At 60.0% G+C, this 18,265-nt stretch carries 13 protein-coding genes and 1 pseudogene; 7 read left to right on the plus strand and 7 right to left on the minus strand.

Annotated features, from left to right (window positions below):
* From FNJ47_RS20900 to FNJ47_RS20910, 3 genes and pseudogenes are all read left to right on the plus strand, one after another.
* Positions 1-108 (plus strand): annotated as a pseudogene (locus FNJ47_RS20900) (IS5/IS1182 family transposase); the annotation flags it as partial.
* A 168-nt stretch (positions 109-276) separates the two neighbouring features.
* Positions 277-888, plus strand: coding sequence for a plasmid partitioning protein RepB C-terminal domain-containing protein (locus FNJ47_RS20905; RefSeq protein WP_236000019.1), 612 nt, complete (start codon positions 277-279; stop codon positions 886-888).
* Positions 888-1,787, plus strand: coding sequence for a plasmid partitioning protein RepB C-terminal domain-containing protein (locus FNJ47_RS20910; RefSeq protein WP_163156403.1), 900 nt, complete (start codon positions 888-890; stop codon positions 1,785-1,787). Before FNJ47_RS20905 ends, FNJ47_RS20910 begins: the two co-directional genes overlap by 1 nt.
* A gap of 1,211 nt (positions 1,788-2,998) precedes the next feature.
* On the opposite strand, the gene FNJ47_RS20920 is transcribed toward FNJ47_RS20910, so the two are convergent.
* Genes FNJ47_RS20920 through FNJ47_RS20940 form a run of 5 tightly spaced genes read right to left on the minus strand, consistent with a single transcriptional unit; the run spans position 2,999 to position 10,961 of the window.
* On the minus strand, positions 2,999-5,173 hold the full coding sequence (locus FNJ47_RS20920) for a multicopper oxidase family protein (protein WP_236000020.1): 2,175 nt from the start codon (positions 5,171-5,173) through the stop codon (positions 2,999-3,001).
* Positions 5,174-5,185: 12 nt separating this feature from the next.
* Positions 5,186-6,286 (minus strand): NAD(P)/FAD-dependent oxidoreductase, encoded by a 1,101-nt coding sequence (locus FNJ47_RS20925; RefSeq protein ID WP_236000021.1) that lies wholly within the window; start codon positions 6,284-6,286, stop codon positions 5,186-5,188.
* 3 nt (positions 6,287-6,289) lie between these two features.
* Positions 6,290-6,706, minus strand: coding sequence for a hypothetical protein (locus FNJ47_RS20930; RefSeq protein WP_163156407.1), 417 nt, complete (start codon positions 6,704-6,706; stop codon positions 6,290-6,292).
* Positions 6,707-6,746: 40 nt separating this feature from the next.
* Positions 6,747-8,987, minus strand: coding sequence for a LodA/GoxA family CTQ-dependent oxidase (locus FNJ47_RS20935; protein ID WP_163156409.1), 2,241 nt, complete (start codon positions 8,985-8,987; stop codon positions 6,747-6,749).
* 18 nt (positions 8,988-9,005) lie between these two features.
* Complete coding sequence (locus FNJ47_RS20940) at positions 9,006-10,961, minus strand: tyrosinase family protein (RefSeq protein WP_236000022.1); 1,956 nt, start codon at positions 10,959-10,961, stop codon at positions 9,006-9,008.
* 835 nt (positions 10,962-11,796) lie between these two features.
* Between FNJ47_RS20940 and FNJ47_RS20945 the strand changes: the two genes are divergently transcribed.
* The 4 genes from FNJ47_RS20945 to FNJ47_RS20960 all read left to right on the plus strand — a co-directional run bounded on the left by FNJ47_RS20945 (position 11,797) and on the right by FNJ47_RS20960 (position 16,565).
* Positions 11,797-13,173: an AAA family ATPase gene (locus FNJ47_RS20945; protein WP_163156413.1), complete on the plus strand. Its 1,377-nt coding sequence runs from the start codon at positions 11,797-11,799 to the stop codon at positions 13,171-13,173.
* A gap of 90 nt (positions 13,174-13,263) precedes the next feature.
* Positions 13,264-14,799 (plus strand): T6SS phospholipase effector Tle1-like catalytic domain-containing protein, encoded by a 1,536-nt coding sequence (locus FNJ47_RS20950; RefSeq protein WP_163156415.1) that lies wholly within the window; start codon positions 13,264-13,266, stop codon positions 14,797-14,799.
* Between the two features lie 36 nt (positions 14,800-14,835).
* Positions 14,836-14,973, plus strand: a complete 138-nt coding sequence (locus tag FNJ47_RS20955; RefSeq protein ID WP_163156417.1) for a hypothetical protein — start codon at positions 14,836-14,838, stop codon at positions 14,971-14,973.
* Positions 14,974-15,212: 239 nt separating this feature from the next.
* Positions 15,213-16,565 (plus strand): transposase, encoded by a 1,353-nt coding sequence (locus FNJ47_RS20960; protein ID WP_163156419.1) that lies wholly within the window; start codon positions 15,213-15,215, stop codon positions 16,563-16,565.
* Between the two features lie 552 nt (positions 16,566-17,117).
* On the opposite strand, the gene FNJ47_RS20965 is transcribed toward FNJ47_RS20960, so the two are convergent.
* Together FNJ47_RS20965 and FNJ47_RS20970 are read right to left on the minus strand one after the other, a co-directional pair.
* Positions 17,118-17,888 (minus strand): adenylyl-sulfate kinase, encoded by a 771-nt coding sequence (locus FNJ47_RS20965; RefSeq protein ID WP_163156421.1) that lies wholly within the window; start codon positions 17,886-17,888, stop codon positions 17,118-17,120.
* A gap of 115 nt (positions 17,889-18,003) precedes the next feature.
* A complete protein-coding gene (locus FNJ47_RS20970) occupies positions 18,004-18,264 on the minus strand; it encodes a hypothetical protein (RefSeq protein WP_163156423.1) in 261 nt (86 codons plus the stop codon).
* Between the last annotated feature and the right edge of the window lies 1 nt (position 18,265).

Raw genomic sequence — 18,265 nt, forward strand, 5'->3', positions numbered from 1 at the left:
TTCTCAAAGCTCAAGCAGTTCCGACGTGTCGCAACCCGCTTCGAAAAAACGGCCCGGAATTACCGGGCCGTCGTCACTCTCGCTGCCATTGTTCTATGGATGCGCTAGTGTCCACACCACCTAGGGCTCAAGAAGCCAATTACGGTCACTCGGCGGGATGATGACCAAGGCGTCCGGTACGATTTGGTGTGCGGTCAGGGAAGACTGGAAGCTTTTGTCGAGCTTGGAGAATCGGAGATTCCGGCGTTCGTTATCGAAGGGAGCGTGGAAGATTGCATGATCAAGAGCCTGGTGGAGAATTGCGCGAGGCGCCAACATCAAGCGATTGATCTCCTGCATGACATCGGCGGTATGAAGCAGCGCGGCTACTCCGATCCGGAGATCGCCAAGAAGACGGGCCTATCTCTAGAATATGTTCGAGGCGTCGGCCGGTTGCTGGCACAAGGAGAGCAGCGTCTCCTGCGCGCGGTCGAGGTCGGGCATATTCCCGTCAGTGTTGCGGTACAGATCGCCGATGCCGACGACGTCGGCATACAGGAGGCGTTGCACCAAGCCTATGAGAAGAACCTCCTGCGTGGGCGCAAATTGCTGATTGCAAAGCGTATCGTCGAAAGTCGGCGACGGCGCGGACGAGGAGTGCGAGACGCGGCTGAGAAGGGCGCAAAACTTTCCTCTCGCTCCCTGATCAGGGCTTATCGGGAAGACACTGATCGGAAGCGCCTTCTCATTCGCAGAGCTGACGCTACCAGGAATCGCCTCATTTTCATTGCCCACGCCATGCGGGAACTTCTTGGCGACGAAAGGTTCGTTACCCTCCTAAAATCCGAGAAGCTCGATACGCTCCCTAAGAAGCTAGTCAGTCGGATGCAACGAGGGGATGTCGCATAATGAACCGCAAGCCTGACAGGCGGCCCATTGCAATGGCGTTCGAGCGCGATCGGGTGATGATCTCGGTCAATTCAATTCAGCCACTACGCTTGATCAGCGACGCGATCAAGAAGACTCCGAAATACAGCCAGATCCAGTCTTCCGTGAGAGAAATTGGGCTCGTCGAGCCACTTATAGTGGCACGTGACCGCAGCGAGAAAGGCAAATACCTTCTTCTCGATGGACACCTTCGCTTGGCGGTCCTCCAGGAACTCGACGTCATCGAGACGCCGTGTCTGATCGCCACGGATGACGAGGCATATACATATAATAAGAGGGTCAGCCGGATCGCTATCGTTCAGGAACGCAACATGATCCTGGGAGCAATCAGGCGGGGTGTATCAGAGGAGAGAATCGCCAAGGTGCTTAACGTCAACGTTTCTCACGTGCGATTGAAGAAGCGCTTGCTCGAGGGAATCTGCCCCGAAACCGTTGAATTGCTGAAGGACAAGCATGTCCCCATCGCAACGTTCACGGAACTGCGGAAGCTGCAGCCGATGCGCCAGATCGAAGCGGCACAGCTTATGGTGACGATGAATAAATATTCCAGCACGTATGCGAAATCGATCGTCGGAGCGACGCCACAGAGTCAGCTGGTTGAGGCGGCAAAGCCGAAGCAAATTGACGGTCTCACTGATGAACAGATCGCGCTAATGGAACAGGAATCCGCCAATTTAGATCGTGAATTCCGCCTCATGGAACAGTCATACGGCTCAGACCACCTCGATCTTGTTGTTGCGACCGGCTACCTCCATCGATTGATCGAGAGCGCGCGCGTCGTTCGCTATCTCGCGCAGCATTTTCCCGAGCTTCTGGCCGAATTTCAGAAGATCGCAGAACAACAGAGATCAGCGGCTTGAGTAGTCCGCAGAAAATCTCCTCAATCACCACGTCGAGCTCGTCGATGAAGTCAAGTTCATTCCCATCGATGCGCTTCCGCCAATAATGGCGGATCTGAGAGTCGTCCCTCTTGTTCCGCGCTCGCTCGTTGAACGTGCATAAATGAAACCGAACGACGGTATCGGGAGCAATCCACTCCGACATTACTGAATTCAAGTGGCACGGAGCCATCGAAGGGCCGGAACGGTTATGGCTGCCCTTTCGGCGAACCACGCCACCCGATGATCAAAAACGCCGAGCCGTGGCCTTCGCTCAGGTTATTCCCGCAAAGCTAACCATCGATCTCGAACAACCGAAGCAACTACTTCGAACCCGGACGAGCCGAGTCCATCAAGTCAGCATCGAAACATAAACGGGGCTCTTGGACCGTCATCGTATGAAAGCGTAGGAAACTCTGGTTTGACGATATCGCAACAGAAGTCTAATGCCTTGATTTCATTGGGTCGCTGGAAGACCATAGCATGAACGAGGGGCAGATTTATCTGGGCCCTTCCATAGCAAACCGTGGTCCTCAGTGTGGAGTGTGATCATGGCCGAAGTTCTCTTCCGCGCGGGTAAGGTCGGCAGCGATACGCAACCTCGAAACGGGTGACGCTGGAATGACCCTCGGGACATTCCTCACCGCTCTATGGCTTCTCGATCTGTCGCCAGCCTTAATGACTGCGCTTGATCCAGCGAAGGGGCGAAATGGCCCGGATGCCAAAACGAGTAAGGCCAGCTGCGCACATGAACCTTGACCAGCTCTGAATGCTATGTCTTCGCGCACCTTCCGATTAGCCCAAGCTGCTCTAGCGCGATCGCTGCGTAAGAACCCCTGGCGCGCGCCTTTGGCGAATTCGGCTATGCCGGGTCGTGGCTCCGGCATCCGCACGTCGTCGCATTGGATCGCACTGATTTGCCGCTTTCCCGCGAACGCTCAGCGGCTGCAACCGGATTGTCGGAGCGGCGTCTCCACGAAGTCGATCTACTCCTGAACGGAGCGCCGCGCCTGACGTCGAGATGTCTCTCTCCGTCTCCGTAAAGCTCTATCGAGGAGCTAGCCCGGACATATCTCGCTAGGGCTAACGGCTTCCCGACTCTCGTGGGACTTGTCGAGGCGACAAATCCCTCGAGGAGATGGGTCTGGATGGGGACCTGATGGTCGCTCATTCCTCGCCCCATGCGCGACGCGTTACCGCGTCGCGCCCGCTGGCTTGGTGTGATGCATGCCCGGCATTCCGAGCCCGCCGCCTACTGCGTTAAGATCGGGTACGATCGCGATGTTGGCCATCATGCCGGCATCCTCGTGGTCCAGTATGTGACAATGCAGGACGTATTCGCCGATGTACCTCTCATACCGTGTCCTGACCCGGATTTGATAGTTGTTCTCAACGATGATCGTGTCGCGGAACGTGTGCCACATGCCGCAGTACTGGTTGGCAAGTTGCTGCTGGTCGGATGATACGATATCTGGCCGGCAGGTGCCGTCGGCATTGTAGATCGAGACACGCTGACCACTGGCATTGGTGGTGGTCACGTCCATGACCTGGAACGGATTGACGTGGATATGGAAGATGTGCGGCTCGCCCTGCGAGGTGAGCAGCCAGTCGTCCGTTGTGTTCACCTCGCGGGTGAAGTTCACCACGTCGGGATCGTATGATTTGCCGTTGATCGTGAAAGCCGGGAAGTTGATGACGAAATCGGCCTGCTGCTCCTGGCCGTCGACCTTGGGCGGGGACAACATTTCGAACGGCGACCACGGCCGCAGGTCGCCAGCGCGCAGTCCGGTGCGGACGGCGTCCGGCAACTGCGGATTGGCGTCGTACAGCACCTTGCCGACATATACCTGAAGGTCACCGGTCACCGCCTGGCCGCCTCGCACGTGGACATAGGCCAGCAATTGCGGCGTCGATGGTCCCTGGCCTCCACCCTTGCCATTGGATACGCGCTCCGCCGGCGGCGCCGCCTGATTGAGCAGGCAGTAGTCGCCGTCCGATGGGAACACCACGAGGACGTCGCTGCGGTATCCGGGCTGGAGGTAATTCGACTCGAGCACGCCCCCGACCTCTGACGCGTGGATGGTACGTATCTTGGTTCGCGTCAGCCCGTCCGATGCGAACTCGAACTGCGGAACCAGCGTATCGGGCGTGGCATTGCAGGCAGCCAGGAGATCGGCCTTCTTCTGCTGCCGGTTGCCACTCAGCGCCGAAGCCGCGATCAGGTTATTCGCGCCGACCGGCGTCGCGCGCACGACCTGCACGTTGATGGTGTCGTGGATGCCGGCATGCACGAAGCGCCAGCGCTGGATCTCACCGGCCGGCACAGTGAGCGTCGGCTGCACGACGCCATTGATGCTGGTGAACCGGCCGTTGGTGTCCCAGATGCTCGGCGAGTCGAGTTGCAGCGCGAAATTCTCGACGACGCCGGCGCTCACAGGGTTGCCGGGGGTCGGCAGCGGGCACGTCCAGGGCGCGTTCGCGATGTCGGGACCGCTGTTGACGTTGTAGAGTCCTTTGGTCGTGTAGATTTGCTGCCACGGACCGCCTTGCTGGTTTGACTGGTTAGCAAAGCAGGCATAAGCGATCTGCTGGAACAGGAAGAGCTGCTCCTTCAGCGGCACTCCGTTGGCGGAATGCAACACGGTGTCGATGTCGGCAACAGGATGAGGGTTCTGCGGCGACGACGGCGTGTACGGACGTTCGCCCTTGACAACCAGCACACCCGAGGCGCCGCTCGCTACCTGCACAGCCGTCGAGCCATGGCGGTGCGCGTGATACCAGAACGTCCCCGCTGGATGGTCGGCCGGGATATTGATCTCGTACGGAAACTTGGTCTGCGGCGCGATGTTGAGCAGGACGTTGTCGCCGTTGCCGGCCGGCGATACGTGCAGGCCATGCGTATGCAGATTGGTGGTGTTGAAGCAGCCAACGCCGGACGGCAAGCTGAGGCCCGACGGAGGATCCGTGAGGCAGCTCGGATCGTTCTTGTCGAGAGCATTGATCAAATCGACGCGCAGCGTGTCGCCCGGCTTGACGTAGATCACTGGGCCCGACTTGCAGCCACCGTAGGACCGCAGCTCGACCGGATCCATGCCGTCCTTCTGCGGATCAGTGGGATCGGGGTTATTGATAAAGAAGCGGCCGCGCACGAAGTTCAGCACCGCGGAGACGATCGCGCCGTTGCGCGAGATCGACCCTTGCGGCTGGCAGCCACCGGCAGCCGGCGCTATGGCCTCTAACTGCAGGACGCCGCCCTGCCCAGGCAGCATTGGCGGTGCTTCAAAGGCACGGGGACCAGGCGCCGCCAGGACCGGCTGAGCCAGTCCGAACGCGGCGACGAAAAGAACAATGCGCGGGAAGGCTTTCATCATGTTTTCCCCTTACTGGTGTGGAGAACTGCTCGAAGAGACATCGGAGCACCGGCGCCGCCAGAACGGCCGATCGGCCCACCGCGATTCGCTGACGTAGTGCTCACGCAGCGCGGCCTCATAGGCCGCCGCCTCACGCGCGACCCACGCTCCATAGTGGTCGAGGGCGGTACCGTCGTTGCGGACAAGGCAGTCGCCGGCGGCATAGGCGGCGAAGACTCCCGACCGCATCGCCTTGGCCACTCCATGCCCCGAGATCGGATCGAAGGCACTGGCGGCATCGCCGACGCAGAGGAGACGGAAGCCGACAGGCATTGCGGCAAATCGGCCACCCGCCGCTACGAGCCGGGGCGCGTCGAGTCGACTGATCTTGCGCGCGATTGCCGAGATGAAGTGCGTCTTCGTGAGAGCCGCGTGCCAACCGTGCGGCTTGTTCAGCCGGAGACCGCGCGCAATGTCGGCGTCGGTCATGCAGACGAAAGCGTGCCGGCCCTCCCCCAGCGACATCGTGTACCACCACCCGTCGTCGAAGGCCTCAACGAGCAGCTCCGGTGCGGTTTGTTCGGAAGTCGTGCCCTCTGCGTAGGCGGCCACCAGACGGTCCTGCGACCTCGCTCGCCGTCCCTGCCGGCGTACCAGCGCATTGGCGCGGCCCGTCGCGTCGATCACCAGTCGCGCCGCATGCCTCCCGCCGTCACCGCAATCGACCGACCAACCGTCCGCATCGCGCTCCAGATCTGAAACCTTCGCGTCGATGCGCGTGGCTGCGCTGGACGCCGCGGATGCGAACCAGTCGTCGAAGCGCGCGCGATCCACTCGCCATGCCGGCCCGCGCGCCTCGAGCAGCATCTCGCTCGACCGCAGACCCGCCTCACCCCAGGCGGTGAACGTGTGGTGCGACGGCGCAAAACCCTGGGCGAGGAAAGCAGACCACAGACCGAGGTGGCGCAGCACGGGCGGCGCAAGCGGCGACAGAACCTCGCCGCGGCAGGGTCGTTTCTCAACCGGAGCGACCATGAGCACCCGGAGGTCCGGCGCGAAAATCGCAAGCATACGGGCGGCTGCCGCCCCGGCCGGCCCTGCGCCTGCGATCAGTATGTCGAACGTACCCAAGGATCAGTCCGCCCGGACAGCATAGAAGGACGCCACAACGCCGGCCGGAGCCACGGTACCCGGAGAGCCGCCACTGTGCGGTATGGTCCGGATCACCGAGCCTACGATGGCCGGACGTTGATCGACGCCGTTTGGCCATGACGATATCAGCGATCCCCAATAGTCGTAGATCCATTGCTCGCCGCTCACGATGCCAGTACCCTGGAAGCGCACTTGCATGGGCGAGCCGTAGGCGCGCGAGCCTTTCAAGGCGAGCGACCAGCCCGGGCCCCCGATCGTCCCGGCAAGGAACTGCATCGGCGCTTCGACGATCTCGATTGTGCCGCGGCCGAATTCAAGGTTGTTGAAGTCGGTGTTAATATCAGGCTGGTTGACAAGGCTGCGATAGGTCCAATGTCCGACGAAAGGATTGTCGCTCATGATGCCTCGCTTGTTGGGTTCGTGGGTCGGTCGCGGCCGATCAGGATCGCTCGACGCTGATGTACTTGTAGGTGAGATCGTCGGCCGACTTGGCGCCCGGCTGATAGGGATTCCGCACGATGAAACCGAGTCTGGACCACTCGGTGACCATCTTGAGATCGCCGGCCGGCGTCTGCGGCACGCCGCGACTCCAGGTCGCCCAGACGTAGTTGGGCTGGCCGTTGTCGATCGAGGCAATTTCAAAGGACTGTAACGGCCGATGCGCAGGCCACCATAGAGTGGTCCAGGTCCTCTCGTCGAGGCGCAGCCGCTTGTCATTATCGCTGCCGGGCCAGAGGTTATTCCAGTCGGCGTAGGTGATGTTGATCGGCTGCGTGGTGCATTCGTTGAAATCGGATTGCCAGGGCAGCGCCATGTATTTGGTGAGATCGCCCGGTTGAAGGCCCGCCTCGAAGTCGTTGTCCTGACTCAACGGCGACTGGACGCTGAAGGTGTAGTCAGCGATCACGCTGCCCTGGAACTGATTCGCTTGGGCCGCGCTCTGCAGGAAATCCGAGATGCTGCGGTCGGCGTTGATGCGATAGGGCGCCCAGTAGATCGACGGATTGCGCATCACCCATCCGATTTCGGCGCCTGGGCAAAAGGCCCCGCCCAGCACGTTACTCAGCACGCCGCGATCGAGCTCGTGGCCGGTCTTCGGCGGCGGCGTCGGATAGGGCTCAAATGGCGAATAGCCCGCGGGCAGCCAGCCCTCCTCCTTTTCGTTGATGAACCAACCGCGCGCCCATTGGCCAAGGATGAAGAGCTGATACTCGGTGAGATGGAGAAACTTCGACGGCGTCTCGTTGGTCAGCGGATTATCGCCGCACAAGAGCGGCATTAGCGGCAGAGAATGGATGCGCGAAGATGCACGGTCCTGCACCTGGAAGGAATTCGCCTCGCCCGCGCGACGCAGCAGATCGAACAGGAAGCGGCGCATCGGCCCGTAGGGATCTTCCGGCTCGACATGGCGGGCCGGACCGGTCGCAAGCGCGACCTGCACCACCGCCTCGCCCTGGCTTGCATCGCGCAGTGCGGCTTCCGGCGGCGTTTCCACTTCAGGCCGTGGTGCCCCGCGTCGCGGGGTTTGCGAGAGCTTGTTAGGATCGAACGTGCCACGCTGGGCCTGGTCGTGCGGGTAGTTCGACTGCTGCAGGATGTCGTTCAGGTACCTAAACTCGTCCGGCCGAAACAGGATCGGCCAGATGTCGCGATAGAACCAGGGCCGGTAGTTGCGGTTCCAGGCCAGGCGGCCGGCCTGCCAGTGGCGCAACGCTACTTCGTCGCGAAACGGGATCTGCTGTGGATCATCAAAGGTGCCGAGGATGCCGTAGATTCCGGTCTCGGTGGCGAAGCGGCGCACGTACAGATCATGCAGCATCTCGTCCATAGTGATCATGTCGAGAATTTGCGGCGCAAACCGCGGATAGCCGACCACCACCCATGCGGGGAATTCGACGTCGACGTAGCGGTTCTGACCGACCTGCTCCGAATACATGACCAGCCGGGCCATCACCGGACCATCGGAGATATCGTCGTACCAGCCGTCGGTGTTGGCGTAATCCTCGATCTTGGGCTCGCCAAAGCCGCTGACGTCCATGCCCGAGCGGCCGTACCCGCCGAGCACGACAAGGCGGCCCTTGTCGTCGGTCATCATTTCGCCCAGCGTGTCGATGTCGAACGGCTGCAGGCCCTTGGGTGGAAACGTGGTGGCGTAAGCGCCAGGGCCGCCCGACCGGTCGAAATGGGCACGCCGGTCGGTGATCGCGTTTACGCTGCGCGGGCCGGGATCAATGATCAGGAGATCGCGGTCCTGACCAGTGATGTCGGAGTTGCGGCGCGGACTATCCGGTGCGTAACCGTGCTCCCCCTTCAGCTCGCTGAACGGATACCAGGAGGCCTTCTTGTTGGCGACGTACACGCGCCACTGAATGTCGACGAGTACGCCGTGATTGCCGCCGCCCTCAACCGGATCGCCGATCGCCAAGGGTCGACCTTCCGGACTCGATTCGTCGTAAACGACGATCTGGAAGCGTGCGCCCTGGCGCTTCACCCTGCCTTGGGAATCCTTGAACGTCTTGACCGGCACGGGCGCGACGCCGTCGGGCCCGTACAGGGGATTGCCAAAGCTATCGCAAGCTTGCGGCAGCGCTGCCGGCGTCTCGGGCGCGAGGTAGAAATCGGTCTCGCTGTTGCCCAGGCGAGCAATGCCGATGCCGGGATGGATTCGATACATAGCCATGGGTCCACTGCAACCTTCTCAATCCATGAAACTGATCGACACGCCTTCCAGCTTCAGCAACTCGCTCTCTTCCTGGTAGTCGCCGCCGATCACCACGAGCGTGATCTGCAAGGGACCTCCTCCTTCGAATGCCCGCTTGGCGGCGGCAGTGACGTCGATGCGATGGTTGCGTGGCGTGTTGTGGCTGCGCGGACGCTGGTCGAAGCGTCGCGGCTGGGCCGGTGGGATGTCACAATGGCCGGGACCGCCATAACAGGCGCCGTGTCCGAAGATTGAGATGTATCCGCCGTAGTGCGGGTTGCCTTTGATCGCTGTCGAAGCGTTGGCACCGGGATCGTTCAGGAACGCTCGCACGAAGCAGGAGCGCATGAGTTGCGGCACCTGGTGCAGGCGGATCTCTGCGCGCTTGAAGTTGCGTCCCGCCTCCGGCACCGCGATCGGCTGCGACACAAAGCGGCTGACCGGCGCCTCCAACCCGACCGGCATGAAATGGGAGCTGCGCACGTACTCGTAGCCGAACGGCGCAATGTCGAGCGTGTCACGGATCGTACAGTTCCACGGCGACAGCACAGCATCGAGATCGGCCGGCAACGCATTGGGATTGAGCTTCTGCCATTCCCACCAGATACGGTCGATGTTGACGTGGATCGGCCAGAATACCGGGTCGTAGGACGCCGTCAGATTGCTGAACATGTCGCCGAGGCCTGGCTGGGAATAGAGGTCCGATCGCGCGTGGAAGCGGCGACCACCCACCTGGGCGGCATCGTTACGGCGTATCGTTAGCGCGCGCAGGCGCGCGGTGTCCGCTTCAGGCTGCGGCGTCGTCCCAGTCGCAGTGGGACCGTCCTTGCACACGTAGGCTGCCAGCCCGGCATCGGGATTTTGACCGCCGGTCCATATGTGCATGGTGTTATGCGGGTTCTGGTCGAGGAAGCCGAAAGCAGCGTCGTAAATATTGCCGCCGCCGAAGTCGCGGAAATTGTTGAGGCTCAAGATCTGGGTAATGTCGTCAGCCGACGGGTAGTGATAGTGGATCACTTGGTTGATGGTGCCGCCGCCGGCATACTCGGCGGGATAGCGCAGCGGATACCACAGAGCGTTCGACTCGAGCAGCGCGTCGATCAAGCGCTGGCGATTGGCATTCTTGGGATCGGGGGTCACAGCCCCATAGCCGATCGTGGTGACCAGATGGCAGAAGAAGTGGTGTTGTGAGGTGAAGTAGGTGCGCTCACGTGCAAGCGCCAGGACTGCCTTCTTCTGATCCGCCGTCGGCGCGGGATCAAGCGCCGCTACCAGAGTCTCAGCCGCTTCTTCAGTGAGATACGCCTTCATCGACTTGGGAATGATGCAACCCTTGTCCGGCTCCTCCGGACGGTACTCGGGCATCGTGAAGTCCCAGTACGGCAGCATGAGCCCGGGTTCGAAGTCTTGCAGGTTCTGCTCGAACTCATAGAGATAAGCGCGATGCCAGGGCAGGAAGCGCTCCCAGCCGTGCTGGCAATGGTTTTGGTGGATGAGCGCCTGGTTGTTGTAGCTGCGCCGGTCTTCAGGCCAGCGGTTCAGCGCGTAGAGTTGGCGAAAGCCGCGGCGTAGACGATCAAGCTGAGCCTCGCCCATGAAATCGATGTTCATGCGTCGTCGCGGCTCGCCGACTTGGCTGGTCGGCGAATAGCCTTCGACAGCCACTGCAAACTCTGCGATCTGGCTCGTGCGGACTCTGACAGGCGGTGCTGGCTCGCCGGGCGAAAGCTCGACCGGAACGCTGGTCGTCTCATCCGGACAGCCGGCGTCAATCCACTCGGCAATGTGGTCAATATCCGATGGAGATACGGTCCTGCCGCCCCACGGTAGCGCGGGGAAACGGTCACCGTCGAATGGCGCTTCGCCTCGCAATCCCTTGATCAGCCCGGACGCAGCACTCCGCGTGCGAACTGGAGCACAGCAGGCATGGCCCGTTGCTGGCGGCGCGACCATCTTCACGCCGAAAATCTCGGCCTCCTCAAGCGCCCGAGCCCCCCTGGTCCAGAACCGTCCGGCACCACCATAATCAGCGGAGCTGTCGCCCGCAGCCTCATCGAGTATCGCCTTCACGCGCGCATAGGCGATCGTAAGCGCTCCGGTGTCCATTTCACTCCCCGAAGAAGCAAACTCAGGATGCTGGCTCAGCGATCAAACGCTCTACTTCTGTAGCACAACTATGGGGTGCCGTCATTAATATTCACGACCTCTAATCAAAATCGCAATCACCACAAGCAACAGTTATGTTTATCTTGTGTTACAGCCCGATGTAAAATTCGCGGCCTCACCGGCTCGATCAACAGACGAGTTAGTTCACCAGCACAAACTTCGTACGATACGGACGAACTTGGACGCGCAAACGCGCATGTGAAAGTGTGCAGGCGACGCTGACCGTCATTATCTGTTGACCGTTTGCTTCCCAGCGACCCGCTGTCTGCTCTCGATCGATCGCCCCGACGTAAACCTCTCGCGAACCGCTCGACTTCCTCGGTGGAGCCGCCAATGACTGTAGGGCAGCCATCGAGTGACGGCTGGCGAAGCGCAGGGCAAACGTTTCCGAGCGGCCAAGAAGGAGCTTGAATCCCAGGCGTGAAGTGAGATGGATCTTGCAAGATATGCGCGACGCTCTACCGGAGGGTGACTGTTAGAAAAATGCAGGTTGGTGCTTGACAGCCCGCTAAGCACCTGACCCGATGCGTTCGGGCACGGTGGTTTTGAGCCTTTATTGCAGCAGCCTAGAATTGCAGATCGGAATTTGCACCAAAATGCGCACGGCTAAGGACAATTGCTAATGAGCGATGCGTCCGATACTTCGACGCCACAAGTAGAGAACGCGCCCGAGCGGGCTGGTTGGATCAAGCGCTATCTCGGCGACTTCCGACCGGTCCGCGTTTTGGGCGGCATTGTGTTGATTCTCTTCGTAGTCGTCTCCGCGGCGGGAGCCGTGACTTTTTTTGCGGCAGCTCAATTCCAATCGAGGATCGCGGAATTGAGCTTGAACGGCGCGCCTCTAACGATTTGGCGCGTCGATCAGTTTCGGGAGGACTTCAAGAATTGGCCAGAAGCGATCAGAAGGCTGCGTGAAGGCATCGCGCAAGACCGGATAAACGTCGCAAAAGACAAGCAAAACAATCTGGTGCTCGCGGCCGAGCAGCTAAACGAGGCTACCCGCCTTGCCGAGGACGTCAGATCTCTGAAGCAAAGAGTGACCGCAGCATCGGGGCAATTGACATCAATTTCTACGGCCTCACCGGCAGAAAACACATCGAGTGTCCCTGAGATTATTACCCAACTAGAATTTCTGCTTTCTCGCGACGATCTGCAAAAGCGGTTTGGCAGCGAACTCACCGAGACAAAAAAGCGCTACATCGAGAACGTAGAACTCCGTGCGACAGTCCAAACGAATGAAGCCAAGATAAAGGGCAAGGAAAGCTGGATCGCCAGTCTCCAGGAACAACGACAAGATCGCGAGCATGCCGCTGCCAAGCTGTTTGGTGATTCCAATTCGACAACCGCACCCGAACTCGTCGAGCGCATCGTCAACATCACCGCCGAACTGTCGTCGCTCTCCAGCGTCTGGGGCGGTGCAGTCTACACCGTGGCGCTGTGGACCAACGATATGGTCGTCTTGTCGCTGCTCATCTCGATGGGAGTGCTCGGCAGCGCCCTGAACTTGCTCGCCGCGTTCATCAGCAACGATCAGGAGTCACTTTCGTTCGGCGAATACCCGCTTCGGCTCGCGTTTGGAGCAGTCCTGGCGATTGTCATGTTCATTATCGCCAAGGCCGGAGTGCCTGTGCTTGCCGACACAGGAAAGCTCGCCGGCAACGCTCCGCTTAATCCCTACTTCATCTCCCTGCTGGCCGTCGTTTCGGGACTGATGTCCGATCGTTCAATGGCCGCAATCCGTGGGGTCGCCAGCTCGCTGCTGCGAAGCGTCGGCGGAACCGACTACAGTCCGCGCTATTCTCGTGTCGACCTAGACGAGGCGCTCAAGGTCGCAAACCGTGATATCGCGGGGATGGCACGTCTGCTGGAAGTCGATGTCGGGGACGTTCAGAAGCTGTTTTCCGGCAACGACAAGGTATCTCCCGACCAGCAAAAGCTGGTCTCCGCGTACCTGGGACACCCTTTGCGCGACCTGTTTTCCGACTTGCCGGCAACGTGATCGCGGTAATCTACGACTTACAATGCAATCCCACATGTTTCGATTGAGCAATATCTGCTCGCAGACTGATGCTTTGAGCTGGAGGATGTCTTGACGAAGAATTTCGTGGTCTACTCGGATGGGACCGGCCAAGATGGCGGCGTACGTCCCGAGCAGCGCGTCAGCAACGTCTACAAGATGTACCGCGCATCCCGGACGGGCCCCGATAATCCTATCGACCCTCACGAACAGGTGGCGTTCTACGATCCAGGGCTCGGTACAGATATGGGGGCCACCGCCCTAACCGCCCCTTGGCGTTTCATTCAAAAATTGCTCGGCTCGGTCACGGGCAATGGCATCGTTAGGAACATCGCCGATTGCTACGCCTTCATCATCAACCACTACGAACCCGGTGATCGAATCTTCCTTATTGGCTTTAGTCGCGGTGCTTACACCGTCCGCAGCCTGGCGAACCTGCTTATGCTGTGCGGGGTACCGACCAAGACACCAACAGGTCCCCTAATGCGCTTCCGGAAGCAAGTGGACGACATCGCTACGGAGGCCGTCACGGTGGTGCTTGAGCACGGCGCCGGATATCCCCGTGATCGGTATGCAGCCGAACGCCTCGAGCAAGCGCGGCGATTTCGCGAGAAATATGGATCCGACGGGGATTTTAATTCCAACGTAGCTCCTTACTTCATCGGCGTCTTCGACACGGTCGCCTCACTGGGAGCCAAGGGTTTCCGTCGTTTCGCCATCCAAGCCGGATTGGCTCTGGCATTCACGCTCACGGTTGGCTCGGTCGCGGCACTGCCCATGCTCGTAGTCGCCTGGCTCCTGGGCTCGTTGGCGCCTTTTTGGCCTACTTGGTGGGCTCTCCTCGCGCTGACTGTGCTTGGAATGGGTGGCTGGTGGGCGCGCCGACAGAAACAATCCCGCCTCAAGGTCATTCGGGATTTTCCAAACGCTGGGGATCCTCCGCGCAAGCACTACGCAGAGTGGAAGGACGAGAATTTCGACCGTCTGCTCAGCGTCTACGTCCGTTTCGGTCGTGCGGCGAACGCGATCGACGAGAACCGCAAGGACTTTCAGCGAGTGCAGTGGGGCACCGTTGCCGACGATCCGGCGGCCAGGCCGGACGCCGAAGGACCGCCCAAATTGGTGCAGATGTGGTTTGCGGGCAATCACTCCGATATCGGTGGTAGCTATCCCGAGACAGAGTCGAGGCTCTCGGACAACGCCCTGACGTGGATGATCGAAGAGGCCACTTCGATACCCAATGGCCTGAAACTGGGTCCCGTGCTCGTGAGCGCCTCCAAGCTGGCGAACACCGGCGACGCCGGCACTCCTTTGAACCTCTATCCCCGATCGGATGGCGTCCAGCATTGCGAACTCGCAGGCATGCGAGACACCATCGATGGGTACGTTGAGAAGTTGCCGGGATGGCTGAAATGGCTCCGTGGGCGGCTTAGCCGACTCAATTGGGAGGAGGAGATCCGGAAGATACCACATGACGCACGCGTCCATCCTTCCGTCAGGGAACGGTTCAAATTGGACGAGGTGACCCTGTGTGCCGGACACGGCCCATACAGGCCCGAGTCCATGAGGCATCACGACGAGTTCAAGGTCTACTATCCGCCCTCTTAAGAGATGGCCAGGGCCGCAAACGTTGGGGAGGCCACCGTGTCAAAGACATCTGAACAACTAGCAGGCGAGTTTTTGGCCGAGATTCAGGCCGCCATCGACAAGCACGCCAAGACTTACTCAAGTGATGCACCGTGGCATCAGCTCATCGTCATCGTTCCCGGAGCTTACGGCTAATCTCTGGCGGCCGGGGCCGCGGGCGGGCTCCCAAGGCCGCTCCGGAACGGGATCGACGGCTATGTTGGATGGTCGGGTGCTGGCTGAACCGGTGCCGGCCGCTCTTGAGTGGAAGATGAGTCATTTTCCTCTAGCGGGTTTACCGACAACCGCTTTCGAGAGATTTCGTTGAAAAAGTCGGCTGTTGCGGCGCAGAGATATCAGTGATTCAGTCTGTCTAATTGGCAGGACTGAAGGTCATGATGGGGCATCGGCAAGTCGAACAGGCTGCGTTGTTCTATGAGTTCTCGCTCGAGAAGCATATTCCCGCCGACCACCTGCTGAGGTCGGTCGACAGGTTCGTCGATCTGCAAGAGATCAGGCAGGACCTGGCGCCTTTCTACAGTAGCATCGGCCGACCTTCGATCGATCCCGAGCTGATGATCCGGATGCTCCTGATCGGTTACTGCTTCGGCATTCGATCAGAACGGCGCCTGTGCGATGAGGTTCATCTCAATTTAGCCTACCGGTGGTTCTGCCGGCTCGGCCTGGATGGGGCGGTGCCGGATCACTCGACGTTCTCCAAAAACAGGCATGGCCGCTTCCGGGAGAGTGATCTGTTCCGTCGTGTGTTCGAGAGCGTCTTGCGCCGCTGTATCCGGGAGCGGCTGGTCGGTGGGGACGGATTTGCAGTCGATGCGAGCCTGATCAAGGCGGATGCCAACCGGCAGAAGGGGATCGAAGGCGACAAGGGACTTCCCCCGGAAGTCTTCGGCCGGGCGATCGATGAGTATCTGGCCGTCCTCGACGATGCCGCCTTCGGAGCAGCGACCGAGGTCACGCCGAAGTTCGTGTCGCCCTCCGATCCGGCGGCGCGCTGGACAGGGGCGCACGGCGGCCAGGCCTTCTTCGCCTACTCGACAAACTACCTGGTCGACATCGAGAACGCGATCATCGTCGATGTCGAGGCGACTACGGCCATCCGGCAAGCGGAGGTGCTGGCGGCCAAGCGCATGATTGAGCGCTCGCTGGAACGGTTCGATCTCTATCCGAGCCGGCTTCTCGGCGACAGCGGCTATGGCTCGGCCGAGATGCTCGGCTGGTTGGTCCACGAGCATGGGATTGAGCCGCACGTTACAGTGTTCGACAAGTCGGCCCGCACGGATGGGACCTTCTCGCGCCACGACTTCACCTACGACCACGCAGGTGACGTCTACCGCTGTCCCGACGGTAAGGTCCTCACCACGACCGGAACGCTGGTGAACGACGGCGCCACGATGCTTTACGTCGCCAGCAAGCGCGATTGCGATCGGTGCCCCCTCAAGCCCCGCTGCTGCCCCAAGCAGGCGTCGCGGAAAGTACCGCGCTCGATCTACGAGGGCGCTCGCGACATGGCGCGCCAGATCGCAAGCTCGTGGGAGGGCCGCACTTCGCGCCGGCTCCGCAAGAAGATCGAGATGCTGTTTGCGCACCTCAAACGCATTCTCAAGCTCGACCGTTTGCGGTTACGAGGCCCAAACGGCGCGCGCGACGAGTTCACTCTCGCAGCCACCGCCCAGAACCTTCGCAAGATGGCCAAGCTGATCCCGATGCAACCCCTCAAGCCTGCATAAAAAGGCCGATACAGCCGTTCGGCCGCATCGGCGCTGGCGCCAATACATCGGACTACTGCCGCCTTTTTCAACGGAATCGAGAGAAAGCGGATGGAGTTTGAGGGTAACCCTTTCGTTACGGATCGTTTGGTCAAAGCGACCTAAACCACTACCCTCTGGCAATCTCTTGAGATTGTTGGTATTCTTTCGATCGAATTGGTCGCGGGGCCCGCAACAAACGCATCTTAGAAGTCTCCCGTTTGTGGTTTCCGTGCTTCCGGGAGCCAGGTGACGATGCGTCCCGAGCAGTGGACGAGCGTTCCCGCCAAGGTTTGTTCACGATCGTTCACTTGAAGCCGAACCAATTCAGCACAACGGCCTTGGCCTGAGCCAGGCGTGCATGAGGACTGATCATTGGTACCCTGACCGGGGACTTGCCGACGCAACTAATCGCCCCGAGGATGGTCTCGAGCGCTTCGATGCTACCGTCCATTTGTTCACGGTCGCTCACGCAATCGCTGAGATTTCTTGCCACGATTCTCGAGGAGAACCTCGGTTGATGAGCCTAACGGATCAGCCGAGCGCACAGCTCAATCGGCGTATTTCTGTCGCGGATATTGCCTCGGTCGCCTCATCGAGGACGATGCGCTCGATCGTGTATCCAACGTCGCGGCCGTAGAAGACGTGCGTAATATTGGGTAGCGGCACGACGACGAACTTCCCTGCGTAAGCTGAGAGTACCGCCTCGATGCGCTGTCTCACCGCAAAATAGGGCAACGGGTTGCTGGCATTGTTGCCGTGTGTATCCCGCACTGCAATGCAGATCTGGCCAACGCGGCGTAGTCCCTCTTCGATCAGTCGCTTGTGGCCAGCGTGAAACGGTTGGTAACGACCGACAAATAGTGCAGTTGGTTTTTGTGGATCAAATGCGGGCCGAAGCTCGCTCAAGGCCTTCTCTGCCCAACTTTGCGGGCTGCCGTGCTCTGTGACCCGAAGATCAAATCTTTCAGGCGCAACAAACAAGCGATTTGTGTCTTCAAAGCGCCCTTGTCGGATTCGATCGACCCAAATGAGATAGGCATCACCAAATGCCGCTCGGGTGTCGGGGGTCGGACAAATGAAATCGGCTATGGCCGTGCCACCGGCCTCTAGAACCCGATCGCACATCCACCCCATGCGCCGCGCGTGCTCGATGCGATCTGAGTGGCTGAAGCCAAGGTCGGGTGAGAGATTTTCGCGGACCGCATCGGCGTTGAAGACGACAGCGTTCAACAGCGGCGCAAGCGCCGCAGCCAGCGCGGTTTTTCCTGCGCCTGGCAAACCCATTATGAGAATCTTTCTCATGGATTTTCCCCTAGGTGCTGAGATGCATCCTATGGCCGACTCGGCAGCGGCGAGATTCGGGCAGCTGCATCAGAAAAATCGCAACCTCAATACACTGCGTGGGTTGGCCTGCATTCTACTCGAACTTCAAGTCATCTTGTTCAATCAGCTGAACGGGTACGGCCACCTTACTTCCGTCCGGCCGATTGATCTCGACTTTCTTGGGAATCGCAGCTCGTGCCGACGGATCCTTTTGTTTGCTGTCTAGGTACACAAACAAGGTAGCGCCCTCGGATTGCGAAGCCGTTCCGATCCCAAGACCGGTCACGCACGGTAGCTTTATCAGCTGTTCCGAGACCGTATCGAGCGCAACTTTGGCGTCATCTTCGGTCGGCATT

The organism is Bradyrhizobium uaiense (assembly GCF_010811875.1).
GTDB lineage: Bacteria > Pseudomonadota > Alphaproteobacteria > Rhizobiales > Xanthobacteraceae > Bradyrhizobium > Bradyrhizobium uaiense.

Bases quoted from the DNA above. Each gene is read 5' to 3' on its own strand.
- FNJ47_RS20905 (WP_236000019.1), top strand. From the start codon at position 277: ATGATCAAGAGCCTGGTGGAGAATTGCGCGAGGCGCCAACATCAAGCG.
- FNJ47_RS20910 (WP_163156403.1), top strand. From the start codon at position 888: ATGAACCGCAAGCCTGACAGGCGGCCCATTGCAATGGCGTTCGAGCGC.
- FNJ47_RS20920 (WP_236000020.1), bottom strand. From the start codon at position 5,173: ATGAAAGCCTTCCCGCGCATTGTTCTTTTCGTCGCCGCGTTCGGACTG.
- FNJ47_RS20930 (WP_163156407.1), bottom strand. From the start codon at position 6,706: ATGAGCGACAATCCTTTCGTCGGACATTGGACCTATCGCAGCCTTGTC.
- FNJ47_RS20935 (WP_163156409.1), bottom strand. From the start codon at position 8,987: ATGGCTATGTATCGAATCCATCCCGGCATCGGCATTGCTCGCCTGGGC.
- FNJ47_RS20940 (WP_236000022.1), bottom strand. From the start codon at position 10,961: ATGGTCGCGCCGCCAGCAACGGGCCATGCCTGCTGTGCTCCAGTTCGC.
- FNJ47_RS20945 (WP_163156413.1), top strand. From the start codon at position 11,797: ATGAGCGATGCGTCCGATACTTCGACGCCACAAGTAGAGAACGCGCCC.
- FNJ47_RS20960 (WP_163156419.1), top strand. From the start codon at position 15,213: ATGATGGGGCATCGGCAAGTCGAACAGGCTGCGTTGTTCTATGAGTTC.
- FNJ47_RS20965 (WP_163156421.1), bottom strand. From the start codon at position 17,888: ATGAGAAAGATTCTCATAATGGGTTTGCCAGGCGCAGGAAAAACCGCG.
- FNJ47_RS20970 (WP_163156423.1), bottom strand. From the start codon at position 18,264: ATGCCGACCGAAGATGACGCCAAAGTTGCGCTCGATACGGTCTCGGAA.